Genomic DNA, 20,288 nt, shown 5'->3' with positions numbered 1-20,288 from the left:
GGGCCGGAATGTCGATGCTCCTCTTGACAATAAGATACTCGGACTTGTTTGTGATTAAATGGCGTATAGTTTGATATGGATACAGAAAGCATAACCATTGAGTATAAAAGCCTCAGAAAGGTAACTTCTGGTGATGCTGGTTTCAAAGACCTCGCTGTTACCTGTGTATGTTTTGCTAATACCCTGGGCGGTAAAATAGTGATTGGCATAGAAGACAAGGACAAAGAGCCTCCCTCAAACCAGACTATATCAAATGAGCAAATGAATGCCACGATCAGCCGATTGCGCTCATTGTGCTTTAATGTAGGGTTGGTGTTAAATGACAAGGAGACACATCCTAACGGTGGGGAATATTTTTCTATCGCGGTACAACCGGCGTTGAAATCGCTGGCTACAACTTCCGACGGCAAAGTTTACATCCGGATAGGCGATCAGTGTCAGTCGGCAAGAGGCGAAGACATACTCCGGATAGCCACGGAGAAGGATGCTTTTCAATGGGAGCTTCAACTTCGTAATTACCCTATATCTCAGATAGACACGGGCAGTATCGCTCAGTTTTCCAATGAAATAAGGGCTTCCGACAGGGTAAAGCAGTTTGTTAAAGATTTTGATGATATAGCCATCCTGGAACATTATAATCTGATACAAAATAGTATTCTGACTAACCTCGGTGTACTCTGGCTGGGAACGCCTCAAATGCGGAGTAGATTGGTGTATCCCATAACGGTTCAGTATTTGGTATATGACGAACTGGATAAGAAAGTCCGGAAAGAGGAATGGCTGGACTATATGCAGACACCAAAAGAGTTAATTCTGGATATTGAACAGAAAGCGGTGGAGTTGACCTATTTTGATGAATTTCCCCAGGGATTCTTTAGAAATAAAATACCTCACTATGATAAAAGGCTTGTAAGGGAATTGCTCATTAACGCATTTGTCCATAAGAGCTTTAGTATCTCCGGCGATATATTCATAAAAGTGTATCCTGACAGACTGGAAGTTACCAATCCGGGAGGGTTGCCCCTGGGCATAACCAAGGATAACATATTACATACTACCAGCCGAAGAAACCCTCACTTGATAAGGGTTTTTCACGACTTGAAACTCATGGAAGGCGAGGGCAGCGGTTTTGATTTGATGTATGAAATTGCCAGCAGGGACTCCAAGCCCTATCCTGTGCCGATTTCTGATTTCAACACGACTACTGTTGTCCAGTATTCGGAAATCCTGGATGAAGAGGCTTTGATGATCGTCGATTTTATCGGCAGGAACTACCAGCTTACCCAAAAAGAGACAATCGCTTTGGGCGTGGTAGCCAGACACAAGAAGATCCTGGCCACCAATCTTACAAAGGCACTACAGCTCACAGAAGAGGATCGGCTGAGAACTTACGTGAGCAAACTGATTGAGCGGCACATCCTTATTACAAGGGGGATCAAAAAGGGGACGGAATACCTGATTAACCCTAAGCTGATTTCCAGTGCAAAAATCAATGTAAAGCCGACCTTAAAGGTAATAGAACCGCATAGGCTGGAGGCTTTAATAGAAGCCGACCTGGGCAGATATCCGAAAAGCCAGATTATCGATGTACACAAGCGGTTAGAGGATGTTCCGATAGAAGACATAAGAAAAAAGGTCTACTCGATGGTCAAAAATGGCGTTTTGGAGCATACACCCGACAAAACCTATCGCAGGTACTGGTTGGCAAAAAAAAATAGAACTGAAAAAGAAAACAAATAAGAAATAACACAATGTATTGACAAACAGAGTATTAATTCTTTTTCGTATTACTATTCTTAATAAAGAACAGGCCTCCTATCTCCAGGTAGGCTGATAAGGATCTCAATCAACAAGAGTTGATGGAGTCCAAAACTATATTGGAGCACGACCTTATCACTCTGCAGACATAACTTGCCGTGCAAATAAGGTAATAAGCAAGTAGAAAACACTCTTTTAAGTAAAGAAAGTGCCTAAACGCTTTGAGAGTTTTATTATATTTACTCTTTGACTGGTTCAATATGAATCCTACCTCCTCTAATGACATCAAAAAAACTAAAACTTTACAAAGATATTTTCATCTCTTCGTTGGTAAGTTTGATTTCATCACACTCTGCCAGTAGTGAAGACCTCATACAGTCTACTTTCTCAGAAAATACCAGGGATGACTTAAAAGTTTTACCCAATGACGCGACGCCTAATGTAACTGGGACAGCTAAACCGAAACTGACCAAACCTTTCATTTTAAAACGATTCGATGAGCTTCATGCCCTGAATCTATCACACAGGAGTCATCGCTCACATAGCTCTCACAGATCCCATTATTCAAGTAGCGGATCTTCTTCAAGGGGCTCATCAAGTAGTTCTTCATCAGGTAGCAGCTCTCCATCGCGAAGCTCTTCTTCCGGTAGTTCTACCAAGCAACCTAGTAACGCCCCCTCATCAAACCTCGGAGCAACGTCAGGACCAGCTTCAAATCTAAGCCAGCCTGTTACACCTCGCTCCGGTGATCAAGCACAGCAACCAGCGTTTAAACTAGCAGATCCTAAAAGATTTAAGTTGGGAGACCGGGTCATTCGGCTAGGGATGAAGGGCTTGGATGTTACCGAGGCAATAAATATTCTGATAAAGAAAGAATACTTGATTTCGGAATCTCAATCTTTCACCGTTGAACTCGAATATACTCAGGTTATCAGCGACGCTATTAAGAGATTTCAGACAGATAATGGTATTGAGGCGACTGGCATTATAAATTCACAGACCGTATCACTATTAAAACTCTGAAAATGGAGATTATAGAGTGTACAAATAAAGCGATCATTCTACGAATTGATACGAGTCTTTACAGCGAAACTATACTCTTTAAGGCTCTGTACTGGCTTGGTGAGGAAATTTCATTTTCTATAACAAAGCACCTGGAAGGATTCCTTATTGTCAACTTGGCTCATGTAACCGGTAGCTTTGAAGCTGATGATTCAAGAAAATTGATATCTCAGGTGAGCAGAGCCTTGACAGATTTCAAAGTTCGGGACATCGTAAACCGTGAAACCAGCGATATAAGAAAAATGATAATCGCTAAAGCTTTCCTTGATGATGAATCGTTCTTCACAGAGGACAATGATCTAATGAGAACGGAGAATTGAACTGCGCTTTGTAAATGCAATGGAAAGAGATACCAGGAAGTTCAAAAGTGTAGAGAAGTATCAGGTAGATAACGAGATTTACTCGTTGTTACCTTTCCGGTTCCATTCTATTGATGAAGAACGCGAAGTATTAGTCAACGAGATCGGAGATTACCTGTTAGTGCCTTCCGGTACGGCTGCCTCAATAGCCGGGAGAAGAATAGATAGATCGTCAAGTTTATACCGGGATTTAGTAGCAAATTTTTTCATAAGCATTAAGCCGGTACCGGATTTATTAGATCTAATCGCAGCACGTTACAGAACAAAGCACGCTTTCTTACATTCTTTTACTTCCCTACACATTTTTGTTGTCACTTTGCGATGTAATCATACCTGCCATTATTGTCAGGTATCCAGGGCAACCGAGAACAAGGTGGATTTTGATATTTCTTACCAGGATATAGATGCTGGCATAGAACATATTTTCAAGTCTGCCTCCGAAGATATCACCGTCGAATTCCAGGGTGGAGAACCGCTGCTGGCCTTTGAAAAGGTTCGGTACACAGTTGAGAGAATTCTCGAACAAAATGAAGTTCCGGAATTCAGGAAACATATTCAGTTTGTGATTTGTTCAAACCTGACGGTCATCGACGAGCAAATTCTCTCATTCTGTAAAACACATGAGATATTGTTATCCACGTCCCTTGATGGACCGGCATTTATACATAACTCAAACAGATTTAAAAATGGCTCTGGCAGCTACGAGTCAGTTATAGAGGGGATTTCCAGAGCCCGCTCCGTATTAGGTAATGACAGGGTATCTGCTCTTATGACTACTAGTACATTAAGCTTGAAGTACCCAAAGGTGATCATAGACTCCTACCTGGAGAATGGGTTTCATAGCATATTTCTGAGACCGGTTAGTCCTTATGGATTCGCTGTCAAAAATAAAAAGAAGAATGCCTATCATACCGACGAGTTCCTAAAGTTCTATAAAGAAGGCCTCGAATATATCTTAGAATTGAACAAAGGTGGGATCTCGATAAGAGAAGACTATACGACCATCTTGCTCCAAAAGCTACTTACTCCTTTCGCGACCAACTATGTGGATCTCCAATCACCCACCGGACTGGTGTCAAATGTAGTAGTATTCAATTATGACGGATTCGTCTATGCCTCCGATGAGGCCAGAATGCTCGCTGAAATAAAAGATTACACCTTTCGGCTAGGTCATGTGTCGGAGCCTTACGAGGATTTATTTTTTGGTAAAAAGGTACAGCAGATTTTGAATGCCGGAGTTGCGGAATCTCTTGCCGGGTGTAGTGAATGTGCCTTTTTGGCTTACTGCGGTACCGATCCTGTGTTGAATTACGCTACTCAGAATGATATGCAGGGACATAGGGCTTCTTCCATATTTTGTAAGAAAAATATGGAGATTTTCAAACATCTTTTCCGGATTCTTGACTCAGGAGTACCAGAAATAGAAAGTATATTCCGGTCTTGGGTTTACCAGAAATAGTTGAGTATGATAGATTTGAGAAGAAAGGGTATTGCAACTTCCATCCCTGTTTCTATCGTAGGGCGGGTTAGCAAAGCTGATTCAGACTTCGTTGTGGTATCTTCTCAAGAAAATGAGTTAGAGCAAGGTTTTGGCGGGAAGGTAGTGTTAACCACCAAGTCTTTATCAAATTTTCCGCAGCCACTCGTTCACTCCGTTAAAAGTTTGGAGGGGATAACTGTAGGAGATGTTATTCAAATCCTGCCGAGTGGTGTCTTACATGTACTTTTTCGAGCCGGTTCCTTAGATAATTCCCTATTTACTACCGACCAATGTAACAGTAACTGTTTGATGTGTTCGCAACCTCCCAAGAAGGTCGATGACATTGAATACCATTTTGAGTTGAACTGTAGCATAATTCGCCTGATGCCAGCTACTACCGAAATAGTCGGAATTACCGGAGGAGAGCCTACTCTTCTGGGTCAGAAGCTTTTCGAAATGTTTCGGATGCTTACTGAAATGCATCCTCATTGCCTGGTCCACATACTAACCAATGGACGAGCTTTTGCTTATCAATCTTTCGTTAAACAATATCTATCTGTATCAACGGAGAACCATATCTGGGGCATTCCAATCTATTCAGACTTTTATAGTGATCACGATTATATTGTGCAGGCAAAAGGGGCATTCAATGAAACCATTCAGGGTATCTATAACCTCGCCAGAATTGGCGCCAGAATTGAGCTCAGAATTGTCGTTCATAAATTAACCGTATTAAGATTAAAACAGCTTACGAAATTTATTTCGAAAAATCTGACTTTCGTCGAACGAGTTGCATTTATGGGTTTGGAGTATATCGGTTATACTCCATTTAATGATCAACTGCTATGGATTGACCCCCTCGATTTCCAGGAAGAGCTTCACGATGCGGTCGTACTTTTAGATGATTTAGGCATAAATGTCTCCATTTACAATCTGCCCCTCTGCTTGTTACCTAAAGAGGTAAGACGCTTCGCCATAAAATCAATCTCTGATTGGAAAAGAGAATATCTTACTATGTGCACCGGATGTGCTCTTAAAACAGATTGCGGCGGTGTCTTTGGTACTTCAAAAAAACTAAGTGAGAATATACAAGCGATAAGAATAGAATGATCCAAAACTATCGAAATATCTCGCTTCTCCTTTTTACAGTACTATTAGTAAATCCGGCTATAATTTACCTGATTACCAATAGCGCTGTATTTGTTGTCCTGGCAATGGTTACAGTAATTGCTACATTCCTGATAATAATAAAAAAGGCGCCTGGTACACTTGTATACTTCATAAACTTTACTAGCTTACTAGGACTATTTATATATGCTGAGGCAATCTTTACCTACTCTTTTCGTGAATATGTGATTAGGGATCTGTACGATATCAGGCAAACCTACTACTTCAACAAACCATTTTTACGCGAGCATTTCAGTGACAAGGAGTACATTGTCGACTACGTAACAAATACCCAGGGGTACAGGATCGGTGCTGAAGACGATCAATCAGGGGGAATTGACAAGGTTGACTGGCTTTTTTTGGGAGACTCTTACACACAAGGAGCACAAGTCGCCAACGAACAGCTTTTCACCTCGCTACTGTACCACGATTTTCCACAAAAGATTATTCTGAATGCGGGCATCAGCGGTTTTGGCCTTCCCGAGGAATTAAATTATTTCAAGAACGAAGGCCGTAAGCTTCGGCCCAAAAAAGTTTTCTTGCAAATCTGCAACTTCAATGATTTCATGAAGGTGATCGAACGTAAAAGCGATTTTTCCGATTATCTGATGAACTACTCCAATCTTTATCGCTCGCTATTGTATCCCATCAAGTTCGAGAATCCGGCTGAACTCCCTCTAGGGAGGTGGACTGAGCCGTTTTATCCAACCAAGAAGCTAAATACAGATTACAATATTTACTTTCGAGAGCAATCGGAAATAAAGAAAAAGGACCTCGATAACTTCGAACGGCTACTTACTGAGATGGCAACTTCGGTCAGGGAAATAGGTGCGGAACTGGTTGTTTTCCAGCTACCATCTAAGGAGCAATTGTACTTTCATTATTTAGATGAGGTTATTACCGGATTCGATCTCGACATACGTGAGTTTGATATGACTATCCCAAACAGATTTCTCAAAAGTCTTTGTGAGAGTAGGGAGATCAAATATTTAGATCTGTTTGATGCCTTTAGCAGCGCAGAAAAGGAAGTATTCTTTGCATACGATGAGCACCTAAACCCGCTCGGGCATGAAATGCTGGCGTCTGCACTTTCAGCGTTTTTGATTTCTGAAAGATCTGATGTAGAATATCTTAGTCAAAGTAACTCCGGTGACCGTTATCCTAGCTTTAATGATGACGGATCAAAAATCTGCTTTCAGTCGATGCGTGACGGTAACATGGAATTGTTTTTGACGGACCGCGATCTTCTTCACCAGACACGTCTGACTTTTAACAGCATCGATGAACTTCACCCGTCATTTTTTGATAAGGAGACAAAAATAGTGTTTACAGAAGGAGATCAGGAGCGAGGAGATACAAGGATTTCCTGGTTAGATCTGGAAAGCAGGACAAGAGGATATATTGAAAGAGACAGCTTTGGAGCGATTCCGAATGCAGTTCATGACCAGATTGTTACCTATGCCAAATGGACTAAAGACAGCTTTGGAAAAATGACACTGCCAGTAATAGCGGCCTTTGATATTTCCCGACAAGAAGAGAAAATAATTACTTCAAGCCAGTACGAAAGTTGGAGGCCCGTCCAATGGCAAGACTCGATAGCTTACATATCAAATCGGAACAACGTATTCGGTCTGTATGTATATTCCCTGAGTAGCGAGACAGAGTCAGTCTTGATGGAAGGGGCCGGCGATATCTGGGATCCGAGTTTTTCCCCAGACGGACGTAAAATAGTTTTCTCTATGAAACAGAATGATCAGTGGGATCTATTTTTGATGGATTTGCGAGATAGAAAACCTATCCGACTGACAGACACAATTGGGGACGAATGGGATGCTACGTTCTCGCCAGATGGGAGATTCATCTACTTTGCCGGCGTCTTCGGTCTTCGGAACGGTATTTATCGAATGGCTGTAAGAAACGGTCAAGGCAACAACAAATAAGATGAATATGTTCGGGGCACAAAGCATGTTGGTTTGGCTGCCGGTCACAATTCTGATCTACACTTTGCTTCCACAACGGCATAGGTACTTCTCGCTCCTTTTCGTTAGCATTGTCAATTTAAGCCTGCTGGACTTTGATAGCGTTATTGCAGCTATCTCAGTGTCTGTTGTAACATATGCATGTGCAAACGCTATGTTGCGGTCTAGCCATCACAATAAAATCGTTTGGCTAGGTATCGGAATCATCATTACAATTCTCTTGATGCTGTTTTCAAGAGATGGTTCAGAATCACTTTTGGGGGTACAATTCAGATGGATTGGCCTTTCATACTACGGGTTAATGAATATCGGATTTTTACTTGACATAAATTCCGGTAAATCTAAGAATACCCCTCTTCCCTCGACCTATATTTTGTCGAGTATCTTTTTCCCTTATATCCTGGCTGGGCCTGTATGCAACATTAGGGAACTCACACCCCAGTTTGAAAGAGGCGCGTTTCCCCCAAATAGTACAATATGGATTCAACTCAAAAGAATACTCTACGGAGCTTTTTGCAAAATCGTTGTCGCCGACAATCTTGGCAAATATATTACTTCTACCTTAAGCGAGCAGGGAGATATGAGTGTGGTAGTCCTGGCAACAGTAGCAATTGGTTATTCTGTGGAAATTTATTTTGACTTTTTGGGCTATACGGAAATTGCGAGAGGGGTAGCCGGGCTTTTCGGAATAGATATCCCCCCCAATTTTAACAAGCCTTACCTAGCAACCAATACCAGGGATTTTTGGAAGCGGTGGCATATGTCATTGACCAACTGGTTTAGGCAGTACTTATACATCCCGCTTGGAGGGTACGGAACAATTTTCTTTCCTCTATTGATTCTCTTTATTTTTACGATCAGTGCCATTTGGCACGGTTTACGCCTCAATTACCTGATTTGGGGACTTATGCACGCCGGTAGCTATTTGTTGTTCCACTACTACCACCGTTTTCAACAATCCAATCATACTTCGGGAAGTGCGAGTAACATCGTAAGTATTAATGTGAGACGTATCCTTTTTTTCCTTTGGTTGTCTGCTACCTGGCTCGTGTTTAGAACTGAAGACTTACAAATCCTGTTTAACAATGTCACACTTGATGGTGAGCTGTTACCAAACAATGACTACTATTCTTTATTCTGGGTTCTGGTAGTCTCATTAATTCTACTAGTTATCGATCACAGCGGGACACCGGAGCGGATCATCATCACGCGGGCGCAAACTAACAAACTGATCGCCCAGGAATTAGTATTTGTCGACCTGTTGATATTGAGTCTTTTTATTCTTGCAACTGGCGGGCACGGTGATTTTCTATACTTTAAGTTTTAATTCTGGCCTACTAAGCAAATACACTTTTTGATGAATGCCAGTCTGTTTCCAAAATATCGTACCTTTGAAACGAGAACCTAGTCAAACTAGCTCAAACTCAATCATTTCCTTTGGTAACCTATCCGGTAACCTGGGATTTGAAAACCAGAAAGATCACTGTTTATCAGGCGGTTAGGCGATAATTTTGATCCCAGCGGGATCACAAAAAGCGCCTCAAAGGGCGCTTTTTTGTTTTATAAATGTCGTTTACGGGCTGTTTTCGGATCAAGCGTAAAAGTTGGGGGGAATGGATGGATCAAGTGCCAAAGTTGGGGGACGTGTTGTATTTTTCTAGGTTTGTGTTTTTAATCAAACCTATTTTGTTTTAGAGAGTTTCTTGCACCTATTAGAGTACCTTTTACCCGATTTCATTTTGTCGTATTTTGAGTTGACGCGTGTGGGGAAGTCATCGGGTGTGCTTCATGTTTATTTGAAAGTGAGGAATTACGAAACTTCCGATCCCGCCAAACGTGATTTAGAATCTAAAGGTTTTTTACCCGAGACCACGATCCAAGACTTTCCGATCCGGGATAAGCGTGTTTTTCTTCACGTCAAACGGCGCCGTTGGCTGAATACCAGGACGGGTAAGGTCGAACAACGTAATTGGCAAGAAGTATCTTCAGGGACACGAATGACGGCTGAATTTGCCGCTTTTTTTAAAAGAGATCAGTCGATACTAATCCAAAGAGCGCTTGGAGTATACGTCGAACAGGTGCATGGGTGAGTTGGCACCTGGACTACGGGGCAATGGTTATTCACAAGCATCTGCCAACGAGATGAAAAAGAAAACTTTACGCGGACTTGATTAGTATCATCCTAACACATTAAAGCCTGGCCTTTTGAACAAAGCGACTTAGGCCTTTTAAACAAACTCGATGCCGTTGCGCCGCTGTACTTTTGTTCCAACAAAACAAATAAAAAAATGGAACAGAACAATTATCAGGGAGCCTTACAACAACCAACAGGCTCCGGCTTCAACGCAAAATCAACAGCTAGCGATGTGATCAAAGGCATTGATCTCACAGGAAAGATCGCTATTGTAACCGGCGGCAATGCGGGCATTGGCCTTGAAACAACAAAAGTACTGGCAGCGGCAGGCGCAACGGTCATAGTGCCTGCAAGGGATATAGAGAAGGCTACGAAGAATCTGGTAGGGATTGCTAACGTAGAGATAGCGGCAATGGACTTAATGTCGCCTGAATCCATCGATGCATTTGCCGACAGCTTTTTGGCATCAAACAGACCGCTGCATGTACTCATCAATAACGCCGGAATTATGTGGGTGCCCCTTCGCCGTGATGAGCGCGGCGTCGAATCGCAGCTGGCCACCAATTACCTGGCACAGTTCCAACTTACTGCAAGGCTGTGGCCTGCGCTTAAAAAGGCTGACGGCGCCAGGGTGATCAATGTGTCTTCCCATGGGCACCATTTTGCTCCGTTTAACTTCGAAGATCCTAATTTCCTGCACAGGGAATACGAAACATTACTGGGCTATGGCCAATCCAAAACAGCCGTCAACCTTTTTTCAATGGAACTGGATAATCGGGCTAGCGTCAGTAACGTAAGGGTTTATTCGGTGCACCCTGGTTCTATCGGGGGAACGGAACTGGGAAGGGAAGCACCATTAGAACTGTTCCAGAAAATGGGCTTTGTAGATGCAGACGGCAATCTGCTCCCCGAAGTAGCCGCCGCATTAAAAACAATTCCGCAGGGTGCTGCCACGACAGTCTGGTGCGCGACTTCCCCTTTATTAAACAATATCGGCGGTGTGTATTGCGAAGATGCGGACATCGCTCCATTAGCTTCCGATGCTTCCAACCCCCAGGGGGTAAGCCCTTATTCCGTGGATGAAGCCAGCGCTAAAAAACTGTGGGTGCTTACCGAGGAAATGACAGGGCTACAATTCACACTATAACATTCAATCAGAATACTAAGACAATGCAAGATTTAAATAATAAAGTTGCTGTCATCACGGGTGGTAACAGCGGTATCGGTTATGCTACCGCAAAAAGGCTGAAAGAAGGCGGCGCTGATGTGATCATGACCGGGAGAAGAAAGGAGGCTGTTGAAAAGGCTGCAGCAGAACTGGGGGTAACCGGGCTGGTGGCGGATCAAAGTAAATTGGCGGATATTGAGAATCTTGTGCGCCAGGTTAAAGAGCAATTTGGCAAGGTTGATACCCTACTTGTCAATGCAGGTATCACCAAATTCTTTACGATAGAAGACATAGAAGAAAGCCAGTTTGATGAAGTAATGAATGTCAATTTTAAGGGTGCTTATTTTACCCTGAGCCGGTTTATTCCTTTACTCAATGAGGGCGCCTCTGTGATTATGCTCTCCTCTACATCGGCTACCATATCCCCGCAAAGTGCTTCTGTGTATGCGGCTAGCAAATCGGCTATCAATGCGGTAGTCAAAATAGCGGCGCTGGAACTTGCTTCCAGGAAAGTCCGTGTAAATGCCATAAGTCCTGGGCCGGTTGCCACAGAAATTATGAATAAGATCGGGCTGAATGAAAGCTTGGAAAATCAGTTGGTACAAAATATTCCTGCCGGAAGAATGGGGAAAGCCGAGGAAGTGGCTAGTATGGTCCAGTACCTGGCAAGTGAGGAAGCGTCCTTTATAACTGGTGCAAACTTTTTGGTCGATGGCGGGCAATCAATTTAACCGCTCCGGGGGGAGAATAGCCACGGTTCTCCTCCCTCCATTAAGGCGTGGCCTTTTCAACAAAGTGAAGTGTAAACTATGTGCTATCTTTGGTTTACTGGTTTCGTTAAAAGATAAAATGATGGAATACAAAGCACGGTACATTACCGATGACATAAAGTTGTCCAGCTATGAAGACAAATTTTTCAAGTCGGATATCATGTTTGACGACCACATGCTGGTATGGTTCCTTTCCGGCGAAACCAAAATCGTTCAGTCGGATGCCACTTACTTTTTTAAGAAGGGCGATATTTTCCTGATCCCGAGAAATCAACTGGCGACCATTATTAACTATCCCAAAGATGGGCAGCCGCATAAAACGGTAGTAATGCATTTATCGGTGGAAACGCTCAGAAGTTTTTACAGCAACAAGAATGTAAAACCCAAGCCTTTACAATCACCCAAAATTTGCAGCTTCAGCAATCATCCGCTACTGGAGAGCTGTCTGGCTTCGCTCATCCCTTATTTTGATATGAAGGATATACCAGAGGACATTGCTTCTATTAAAATAACTGAAGCGATCAGCATCCTCAGAACACTCGACAAGGACATTGACGATGTGCTTGCCAATTTTGAAGAGCCTGGTAAAATAAACCTTGTCGACTACATGGAAAGGAATTTCATGTTCAACCTGCCGATGGAAAAATTTGGCTATCTCACGGGCAGAAGCCTTACCACCTTTAAACGGGATTTCAAAAAAGCTTTCAGCACCACCCCGCAACGTTGGCTAACCCAAAAGCGGCTGGAGCTCGCGCATTACCAGCTCACGGAAAAGGGGAAAAAGCCATTGGATGTATGCTACGAAGTAGGCTTTGAAAACCTGTCGCACTTTTCATTCGCTTTTAAAAAACAGTTCGGAATCGCGCCAAGCCAGTTGGCAGAACAATGTTAACGGTCGATGTTTTTTATTACTACGACGGATCTTGTTTTCCTTTTAGCAATTCGATCTTTTCGCGTTCGCTGGAGTAGACGCTCGTACGCGCCCGATTCGGGTGTATTGTGTTCGTGCAGCTTTAACGAATCAGCCAAAGGAATATCAAAATACTCGCTTAGCGTCTGTCGAAGCGCACCAGTTGCCGGAGCGTTCTTGGGACAAAGGAGACGAAGTTTACGTGACCATCGGCATTTTTGTGCTTTTCTCGTAATACCTTTTCTTGGGCCATCGATTGAAAGGAGAGAAAAAAATACCAATTAGTAGAGCAGGATAAAGTAAAATTTTCTTCATAATGATCACGAGTTTATGTAAATGAATGGTATTGAGGTTATAGTTCCATTGTGAAAATTAAAGCCCTGCCGGACCTGTTGCCGATCATCAGGAATTTATTAGTCCCCAATTTTGAGAGCGTCATAATTCCGGCATCCGGCCGCTTTTCGGGCCAGGTTTTAAATTGGTCGATAGTAGCGTATACATAAGTAGTAGGTTTTAAACCGTTAGGGCCGGTCCTGCCTCCTACAGCAACCCCCTTGCCATCGTTGGTGAACTCAAGCACCCCGGAGCTCGGGATAGGTAGTACGTCGCTATTACGATTAGATGAGAGGGATTTGTAATAAAGACGGGTGTCAGATTTTAAGACGACTTCATCGCCCTGGAAATAGATCTGTTGAAGATCCTCGGATGTGGGCTCTTTGAAACGATTCCAGGTATGGCCTCCATCCAGCGTCTCGTAATAGAATCCATCGGCCGATGTAATAAATCCATACAATGGGTCATGGAAGCCCATTTTGTTTGCAGACTCTATGTTGACCGTAATCTCTGACCACGTGGCACCGCTATCCAGCGTTTTCAGCAAACGTTTTTCATCCAGAAGAATATAGCCGGTCTTCGCGTCGGGGAAGCTTATCGCGGCTCCTTTCATTCCGTCGAATTGCCGGAAAATCCCCCAGGAGTTTCCGGCATCCCCAGTTCTTAAAATAATACCTTTTTCCTCCTCGTTATACCCCAGGATATACCCGACATTACCGTTCATAAACCGGATGTCGTAAAGCGTAAAATCAGTATGGGAATCTATTCTGACCCAGTTCTTCCCGCCGTTGACTGTCTTCATCACAGCTCCCTTGGCACCTACGACAAGTCCGGTGGAATCGTTCATACACCATGCCTGTAGGTAGTATTGATAGGGAAGGTCGGTTTCCATTTCCTGAAATGTACTGAAAACCGGCTCTTCGACCGGTGTGGCGTTTTCCTTCTTACAGGCCAAAAGTCCTGTCAAAAGCAGACAAGAGCAATAATAAATTAGGGATTTCCTTTTCATAGTGCAAGTTTCTTATATCCAAGCAGATAGGAGGAAGAGTTAAGTTAAGAAGAAGTAGTTTCAATTATTTGATAAATAATTGAAACTAACAAGTAGTAGCGTGTTTTGGATAATCTCAGAATGACTGCTATGTTTCTCGCGCGCTGAACTTCCAAAGCCTGCCGGGACTCTAAGGAAGGTTGGCGGATGCGCGTATTTTTTTAGCCTGACATTAGCTGCATGAAATGAATGAGCATATAAGTTATTTGATTATTTTTATTGACCAATATGAAATGAAAATATTTCCATTTTTGTCTTCTATTGATTCTCTAATATTGGATTGATCAATCAATTCGGCACATATAGTAAAGAGGGGTATCGCCGTGATAAGCGATTTGATTTTGCGAAAGGTTTTCATAGGTAAAGTTAAATTAAGCTCGAAACTAATTTATATTTAAGTATTGAAGCATTTGCATTGGTTCCATTAGTGTTTAGTCCGAAAATGAGTAATTAGTTGTTTTTATCGTTGATGAGAACGATTCGCTGGTTACACTTAAGCAGTTTGAAGGACAGGTAGTTTACCTTAGTTTCTGGTTTACAACCTGCGGACTGTGCATACAGGAGATTCTTTTTGAAAACAAACTTGCCGCTCAATTCGAAGGCAGACCGTTTAAAATCGTTAGTATTTGTACGGGCACTCCGGGTGCGGTGGAAGATCAGCAGGCGACAAAATGGAACGCTGCCTCAAAAAAGTACAATCATAAAACAATCAACCTTTACTCAAACCCTTCCTGGACAAAAACGTTGCGGCAAAACTATATAGTAAGTGCATATCCTCATTATGTACTCATAGATCTCGACGGAAATATCATCGAAAACTTCACTGAACGTCCCAGTCAGAATATCGCGGCAAAAATTGAAAAAGCTCTGGCCGAAGTAAGGACCGAAAAATCACAATAGCTACAGCATCCCTGAAAAGCTGTATTTTCGTAAATTTAAAATCGGTCAGCAGACCTATAACGTAAGCAAGTAGTCCTGGGGACAGCGCGTAAATCGGACTATTTGAGACTGTAAACTGAATTTTTTATATGGAGTTCTTATATAGACTATACTACACCTTTTATCAAAAAACGGTAAAAGAAAACAGGGCTGGAAAGGGCCGGGATCCAGCATGGTGGTATGCTCTACTACAGACATGTTGTTGCTTCACTATACCCATGCTAATAACTATTAGTGCTGTTAGGAAGCATGTTTTTAACAAAGGCTTCTCCCGTATCGAAATCTATATCGTAAGCATTCTGGTTAGTGCGATAGCTATGATAAGTATTTACTATTTGATTTTCAACTATTATGGCGTATCCAAATTGAGTGGACTAACGGAAAAGTCCCAATACGCACATAGTAAGACAAATGCTAGACGCTACTATTTGATTGCTATAGTAATGCTGGGGGTTCCAATAGCTTTTGTTTTTCTTTCCAGAATATTTCTCCATTAGATGAAGATAAATTCGTCGAGACAGAGACGGTGACTACTGCCGTCGTTTCGATCCTCTGGCAACAGGAAGCTGGTATTCCATTTAATGAGATTTGCAGGCAGTATCGCATTTCTAAAGCGCTCTTGAAAAGCTACTTACGGCGAAGAGAGTAAACGAACATGGGCCAATTTTCCCAATTTTAAAAAGACAACCGCGATTGGCTAGTATTCCCTTCGTTTCCGCCATCTCCTACCGCTAACTTTCCTTTCTACCAAATTTGAGATTATTCTTTTCAACGACCCCAAATTGACGAGTTGTTCTCGCGATATTTTTACCTTTTTGAAGAGTAGCTCGTTGAGAATACCCGGACCGACAGAAATGAAAAAGGGAATACGAGATTATCGGCCCATCTGTTAAATAAACCTAAAAGACAGTAGTTCAATATGCTTCGCCGGGCTTGCGTTGTATTTTTGATCGTTATCAATTCAACGATCCATGCGCTTGCTGTTACTTACAATATGGGGAATTTTCTGGTGCGTGGAGGGGCGGGGTCAGGCGACGTTGATAGACAGCCTTGGAGTGCGCCATCTGCAATTCACCTTTAATGGTATGCCTGTAGACCTACTTGTAGCTTCGGCGAAGAACGAGGAAATGGTACCGAAGCCGGTCCTGTTTTTCTGTCAGGGGAGTATGCCGAAGCCGCTGATTATAAACTCGGATAAGGGACCGTATGGGGTATTCCCCTTTAAAACCGATATACTCACCCAGCACTACCACCTCGTCATTGCTGGTAAACCGGCGGTACCCCTGGCAAGTCATGTCCGTAACCTGGGCAGCAATTTTGTGTATACCAACCAGGAGGGGCATCTTCCTGAAGAATACGTAGTGAACAACCATCCGGATTTCTATATTTCCCGGAATCTGTTTCTTTTAAAGAAGCTGGGGCAAATGAGCTGGGTGGCGCGTAAGCAGATTGTGGTGGCGGGTCATAGCGAAGGTGCCCATATTGCTGCCGGCATGGCCGTGAAGAGCAGAAGGGTTTCTCATCTGATCTATGCGAGTGGCAATCCTCTGGGTCGGATCCATGATATCATTGCGCAAGGAAGGAGAAGGGAAAGTGATACGGATAGCACCCGTTTCGGGGAATCTGCTTTTGACTACTGGAAGACGGTATTGAAGGACAAGGACGCCCGCTCTGCTGAAACCGGCGACCCATTTTACACGACTTATACTTTCTCTCAACCGCAGCTAAATGCAATTTCCCATTTGAAAATCCCTGTGCTTATCATGTATGGTACGAAAGACACCAACGCACCGCTCAATGATTTACTAAGGGTAGAGGTGATGAAAAAGGGAAAGCGCAACTTTACCTTCAAACCGTGCATCAACTGCGAGCACAACTTTTTCCCGGTGTACAGTGACGGAACAGTTGACCACAGCCAGTTTAATTGGGATAAGGTGGCCAGGTTCTGGGGGGAATGGATTGCTCAGTCGGTAAACGGCAAAAAGTAGGGTTCGGGGTATTCCAAACAAGGAGATTTGCAGGCAGTATCGCATTTTTAAAGCGCTCTTGAAAAGCTACTTACAACGAAGTGAGCAAACGAATATTTATATACGATTCTCCTACAGCTAACGAGAAGCTTCTCCCCTTATCTAAAAACAAGATTTTCGGTCTATATCACAGACAATCAGATATCTGATTACCTTTGTGCCCCTTTTTTCTTTTGACCCGCTACGCTACATGGACACAACGAATCGACTGGGAGAAGCGCCGATCAGGTCGTTGTTTTTCCAATTTTACACACCGGCCCTTATCAGTATGCTATCGTCAACTGTCCATCAGGTCATCAATGGGATTGTCCTGGGCCCACAGGTAGGCAAGGAAGGGTTAGCGGCGGTTGGACTGTTCGGGCCGGTTGTCGTTGTGCTGGTGGCTTTCGCTTTACCCATTATGATAGGAGGAGGCGTGCTGATCGGAAAAAGCCTCGGTGCAGGCGATTATGAAAAAGTGCAGCAGGTCTTTCAATTCGCTACTACGCTCGTGCTTGTCATCGGCGGAAGCATTGCGGTTACGGTGCCCCTGTCCGCCGGGGTTCTCGCCCGGTTCCTCGCCGGCGCGGATCACGCCGTATTGGTAGATTATACGTCCGATTATGCTTTCTGGCAACTGGTCAGCTTACCACTTTTCTTTCTGAATATGGTATGGGGCAACTTTGTACGGGCTGACAACGCGCCCAAAGCGGCTCGGAATGCTTCCGTTCTGGCCGCTGCTGTCAACATCATGCTGGATCTTTTTCTGGTCGTTTGGCTCGGGCTGGGAGTGGAGGGCGCATCTATTGCAACTGCACTGGCATTCCTTTCCGGCTCCGCATACCTTTTTGTCTATATCCTGAAAGGAAAAACCCACTATCGTTTTTCGTCATTCCGGTTTACGCTCCGGCTCAGCCAATGGCGTGAGCTTACTAAAACAGGAATGCCGTCGTTCGCTTCCGAAATTGCTTTTTCATCGGGGCTGCTCCTGATCAACCAACGTCTAACCCGGTACGGCGCCGTACCGATAGCCGCCTTCGGACTAATCAATTACGCTAGCTTTATACTCATCCGGCCCTTCACAGCGGCCATGATAGCCTCGCTGCCGGTCATTTCCTACAATATCGGGGCCGGGCGTCCAGACAGAGTTTTAGCAATGCTGCGATTCTCGCTTACCTTTACTTTCGTGTTGGGGGGCTTCATGGCTTTGCTGGGAGTGCTCCTGCCAGGATACCTGGTTTCCTTGTTTTCCGAACACAAATCAGATACTTACCGACAGGTACTCAGCCAGGGATTCGGCTTGTACTTTTTGCTGTTCCTTGCCGCCGGGCCCAACTATATTTTGGGGGCTTATTTACAAAGTACCGGTAAAACGACGCTATCTATACTAATAAACCTGATGAAGGGTTTTTTGCTGGTGGTTGCAGGTTTGGCAATACTGCCCGACCTGGCAGGACTACCGGGCGTATGGTTGTCCAGGTCCCTGGCAGAAATACTGACCCTGTTATTGATCGGCCTTTATATGCTGTATCACAAAAGGAAGTTTTTCGGTGAGCGTGCGATTCGCCCGGTATAGGCTTTGTAACGTCGGTGTCGGGTTCTTCAAGCTGTAAGTTTTGGTTTCCCGGAAACTTTTCTTTGGTTAAGGGTATTTACATCTTCGGATATCAAATTCCGGCTATGGCTTTAGTCTTCTTCCCGGGAAACATCAGGTGAACAATGGTGCCGTCTTCCACTTTGACGGCGATCTGAATCCCCAGAATCTGCGCAATTTCGCGAACCATTATCAAGCCAAGTCCGTCGTATTTTTCGGGCATCGGCTTGGCCCGGCAGGTTTCGCTCAGCGACAGGTTTAGCCATTTCACCAGTTCAGGCGGCATGCCCGGTCCGTTGTCGTGGATCGCCATGTGAACGGTGCCTTCCCGCGTGTCGGCAGCAACTTGGACAGTGTTGCCATCCCTGACCTTAACGGCATTGTCGACCAGGTTATGAATGATCACAGCCAGCAGGTTGGGATTGACCACTACCATGAGGTCGTCAGGGATCTGGATATGCAATCTCCCTTGTTGTGCCGCCAGGATAGGTTTGAAGAGTTCTGTCTTTTCGATAACCAGATGCCTGAGGCTGATTTCCTGCAGAAGCGATTGGGGGGGCGACATTTCGTATTTCGTAAACGCGACCATTGAATCAAGTAAATTGAGGAGCCGTTTGCTGGTTGTACAGATGGTGGAAGCCAGTCGCTTCGCGTTGGGAATTTCGTCGCTTTCAAGAGAGCTTTCGATCCCCTCTGAAGCCAGCCGGATGTAATGTACAGGGGTACGTACGTCGTGGGAGATAGCGGCGATCATCCTGATATGAAAGCGTAATTGCCTTCTCAGCTCTTCTTCCGAAGACCGTAAAGCGTGTAAGGTCTCCTGAAGCTCTTGCGTGTGTTCTGCTACACCCAGTTTTAAATCATGGTTTCTTTTTTCAATTCGCCTGACGGTTGCTCTTGGAATCAAGTAAACGACAAAGGCGGCGACAAGCACTATAAAGGTTTTGGAATGCCAAGTTTGGTACCATGCCGGTAGGGCGTGTTCCCGATCAAGCGAAACCGGGCTCTTTGCGTTGGCCTGGCGCCGGCTGGCCCAGTCGTCATGATGGGTGACAGAAAGGTCTCCGTTGTTATAGCGGGCATCCTGCTGCGCAAGTGCCGGACGTGTACAAAAAATGAGCGCTAGTTCGAGATAGAAAATAAAAATTGTATTATGAATCCGGTGAGTTAGGGTAATAGCAGCCATAAACAAATGTTCTTTCGGGTGGGATAATTCGGGCAAAATAAGGAAGGATAATTGAAAAATAAATTAGAAATACTTCTAGTAATTTGTTGAAAATTTTTCTCTTTTCAGCTACGAAATTGTGCTTTGGGCAGTGGCTTCCCCGAAGCTTATACCGGCAGATGTATATTGATGAAGCATGACTTCTGAGGTCGGTAGGGTTCTTAAATGGCTTATTTAAGGTGAATTGATCCTGCGTATAGATTCGGACCGTCGGTGTATACTATGAATACTTCGGGCATTTTACCGTCGAATCGACCTCTGGCAGTGCCCGGCAAGTAGTAGCATTATTTCGAAAAACATCGTGATATATTGCTAGAATACTCCTCGATTTATCAATCTAATTTTGTTATCTGTCG

16 protein-coding genes are annotated in these 20,288 nt (G+C 43.9%); 14 read left to right on the top strand and 2 right to left on the bottom strand.

Annotated features, from left to right (window positions below; genetic code table 11):
• The first annotated feature begins 75 nt into the window (after positions 1-75).
• The 11 genes from ABD852_RS16825 to ABD852_RS16780 all read left to right on the top strand — a co-directional run bounded on the left by ABD852_RS16825 (position 76) and on the right by ABD852_RS16780 (position 12,769).
• Positions 76-1,740, top strand: coding sequence for an ATP-binding protein (locus tag ABD852_RS16825; RefSeq protein ID WP_345031018.1), 1,665 nt, complete (start codon positions 76-78; stop codon positions 1,738-1,740).
• A gap of 297 nt (positions 1,741-2,037) precedes the next feature.
• Complete coding sequence (locus tag ABD852_RS16820; RefSeq protein WP_345031017.1) at positions 2,038-2,781, top strand: peptidoglycan-binding protein; 744 nt, start codon at positions 2,038-2,040, stop codon at positions 2,779-2,781.
• 2 nt (positions 2,782-2,783) lie between these two features.
• Positions 2,784-3,140, top strand: coding sequence for a His-Xaa-Ser system protein HxsD (gene hxsD, locus ABD852_RS16815; protein WP_345031015.1), 357 nt, complete (start codon positions 2,784-2,786; stop codon positions 3,138-3,140).
• A gap of 19 nt (positions 3,141-3,159) precedes the next feature.
• Positions 3,160-4,638, top strand: a complete 1,479-nt coding sequence (gene hxsB / locus ABD852_RS16810) for a His-Xaa-Ser system radical SAM maturase HxsB (protein WP_345031014.1) — start codon at positions 3,160-3,162, stop codon at positions 4,636-4,638.
• 6 nt (positions 4,639-4,644) lie between these two features.
• Entirely contained in the window at positions 4,645-5,769 is a 1,125-nt protein-coding gene (gene hxsC / locus ABD852_RS16805; RefSeq protein ID WP_345031013.1) for a His-Xaa-Ser system radical SAM maturase HxsC, read from the top strand.
• A complete protein-coding gene (locus ABD852_RS16800; protein ID WP_345031012.1) occupies positions 5,766-7,766 on the top strand; it encodes a hypothetical protein in 2,001 nt (666 codons plus the stop codon). The genes hxsC and ABD852_RS16800 overlap by 4 nt, the downstream gene beginning before the upstream one ends.
• A 1-nt stretch (position 7,767) precedes the next feature.
• On the top strand, positions 7,768-9,132 hold the full coding sequence (locus tag ABD852_RS16795; protein WP_345031010.1) for an MBOAT family O-acyltransferase: 1,365 nt from the start codon (positions 7,768-7,770) through the stop codon (positions 9,130-9,132).
• Between the two features lie 436 nt (positions 9,133-9,568).
• A complete protein-coding gene (locus tag ABD852_RS23100) occupies positions 9,569-9,895 on the top strand; it encodes an ISAon1 family transposase N-terminal region protein (RefSeq protein WP_425568821.1) in 327 nt (108 codons plus the stop codon).
• 198 nt (positions 9,896-10,093) lie between these two features.
• Positions 10,094-11,086, top strand: a complete 993-nt coding sequence (locus tag ABD852_RS16790) for an SDR family NAD(P)-dependent oxidoreductase (RefSeq protein WP_345031009.1) — start codon at positions 10,094-10,096, stop codon at positions 11,084-11,086.
• On the top strand, positions 11,041-11,838 hold the full coding sequence (locus ABD852_RS16785; RefSeq protein ID WP_345031007.1) for an SDR family NAD(P)-dependent oxidoreductase: 798 nt from the start codon (positions 11,041-11,043) through the stop codon (positions 11,836-11,838). The genes ABD852_RS16790 and ABD852_RS16785 overlap by 46 nt, the downstream gene beginning before the upstream one ends.
• 118 nt (positions 11,839-11,956) lie before the next feature.
• On the top strand, positions 11,957-12,769 hold the full coding sequence (locus ABD852_RS16780; protein ID WP_345031004.1) for a helix-turn-helix domain-containing protein: 813 nt from the start codon (positions 11,957-11,959) through the stop codon (positions 12,767-12,769).
• Positions 12,770-13,139: 370 nt separating this feature from the next.
• Here ABD852_RS16780 and ABD852_RS16775 read toward each other — a convergent pair whose 3' ends face one another.
• Positions 13,140-14,129: a WD40/YVTN/BNR-like repeat-containing protein gene (locus ABD852_RS16775; protein WP_345031003.1), complete on the bottom strand. Its 990-nt coding sequence runs from the start codon at positions 14,127-14,129 to the stop codon at positions 13,140-13,142.
• A 501-nt stretch (positions 14,130-14,630) separates the two neighbouring features.
• Between ABD852_RS16775 and ABD852_RS23095 the strand changes: the two genes are divergently transcribed.
• The 3 genes from ABD852_RS23095 (at position 14,631) to ABD852_RS16765 (ending at position 18,689) form a co-directional block, all read left to right on the top strand.
• Positions 14,631-15,068: a TlpA family protein disulfide reductase gene (locus ABD852_RS23095; protein ID WP_425568820.1), complete on the top strand. Its 438-nt coding sequence runs from the start codon at positions 14,631-14,633 to the stop codon at positions 15,066-15,068.
• A gap of 1,010 nt (positions 15,069-16,078) precedes the next feature.
• Positions 16,079-17,095: an alpha/beta hydrolase family protein gene (locus ABD852_RS16770; protein ID WP_345031002.1), complete on the top strand. Its 1,017-nt coding sequence runs from the start codon at positions 16,079-16,081 to the stop codon at positions 17,093-17,095.
• A gap of 229 nt (positions 17,096-17,324) precedes the next feature.
• Entirely contained in the window at positions 17,325-18,689 is a 1,365-nt protein-coding gene (locus tag ABD852_RS16765) for an MATE family efflux transporter (protein ID WP_345030999.1), read from the top strand.
• Between the two features lie 91 nt (positions 18,690-18,780).
• On the opposite strand, the gene ABD852_RS16760 is transcribed toward ABD852_RS16765, so the two are convergent.
• On the bottom strand, positions 18,781-19,929 hold the full coding sequence (locus ABD852_RS16760) for a sensor histidine kinase (RefSeq protein WP_345030998.1): 1,149 nt from the start codon (positions 19,927-19,929) through the stop codon (positions 18,781-18,783).
• Positions 19,930-20,288: the final 359 nt, after the last annotated feature.

Origin of the sequence: Ravibacter arvi, assembly GCF_039540405.1 — a bacterium.
Classification (GTDB): domain Bacteria; phylum Bacteroidota; class Bacteroidia; order Cytophagales; family Spirosomataceae; genus Ravibacter; species Ravibacter arvi.
This window is presented reverse-complemented; position numbering and strand designations above follow the sequence as displayed.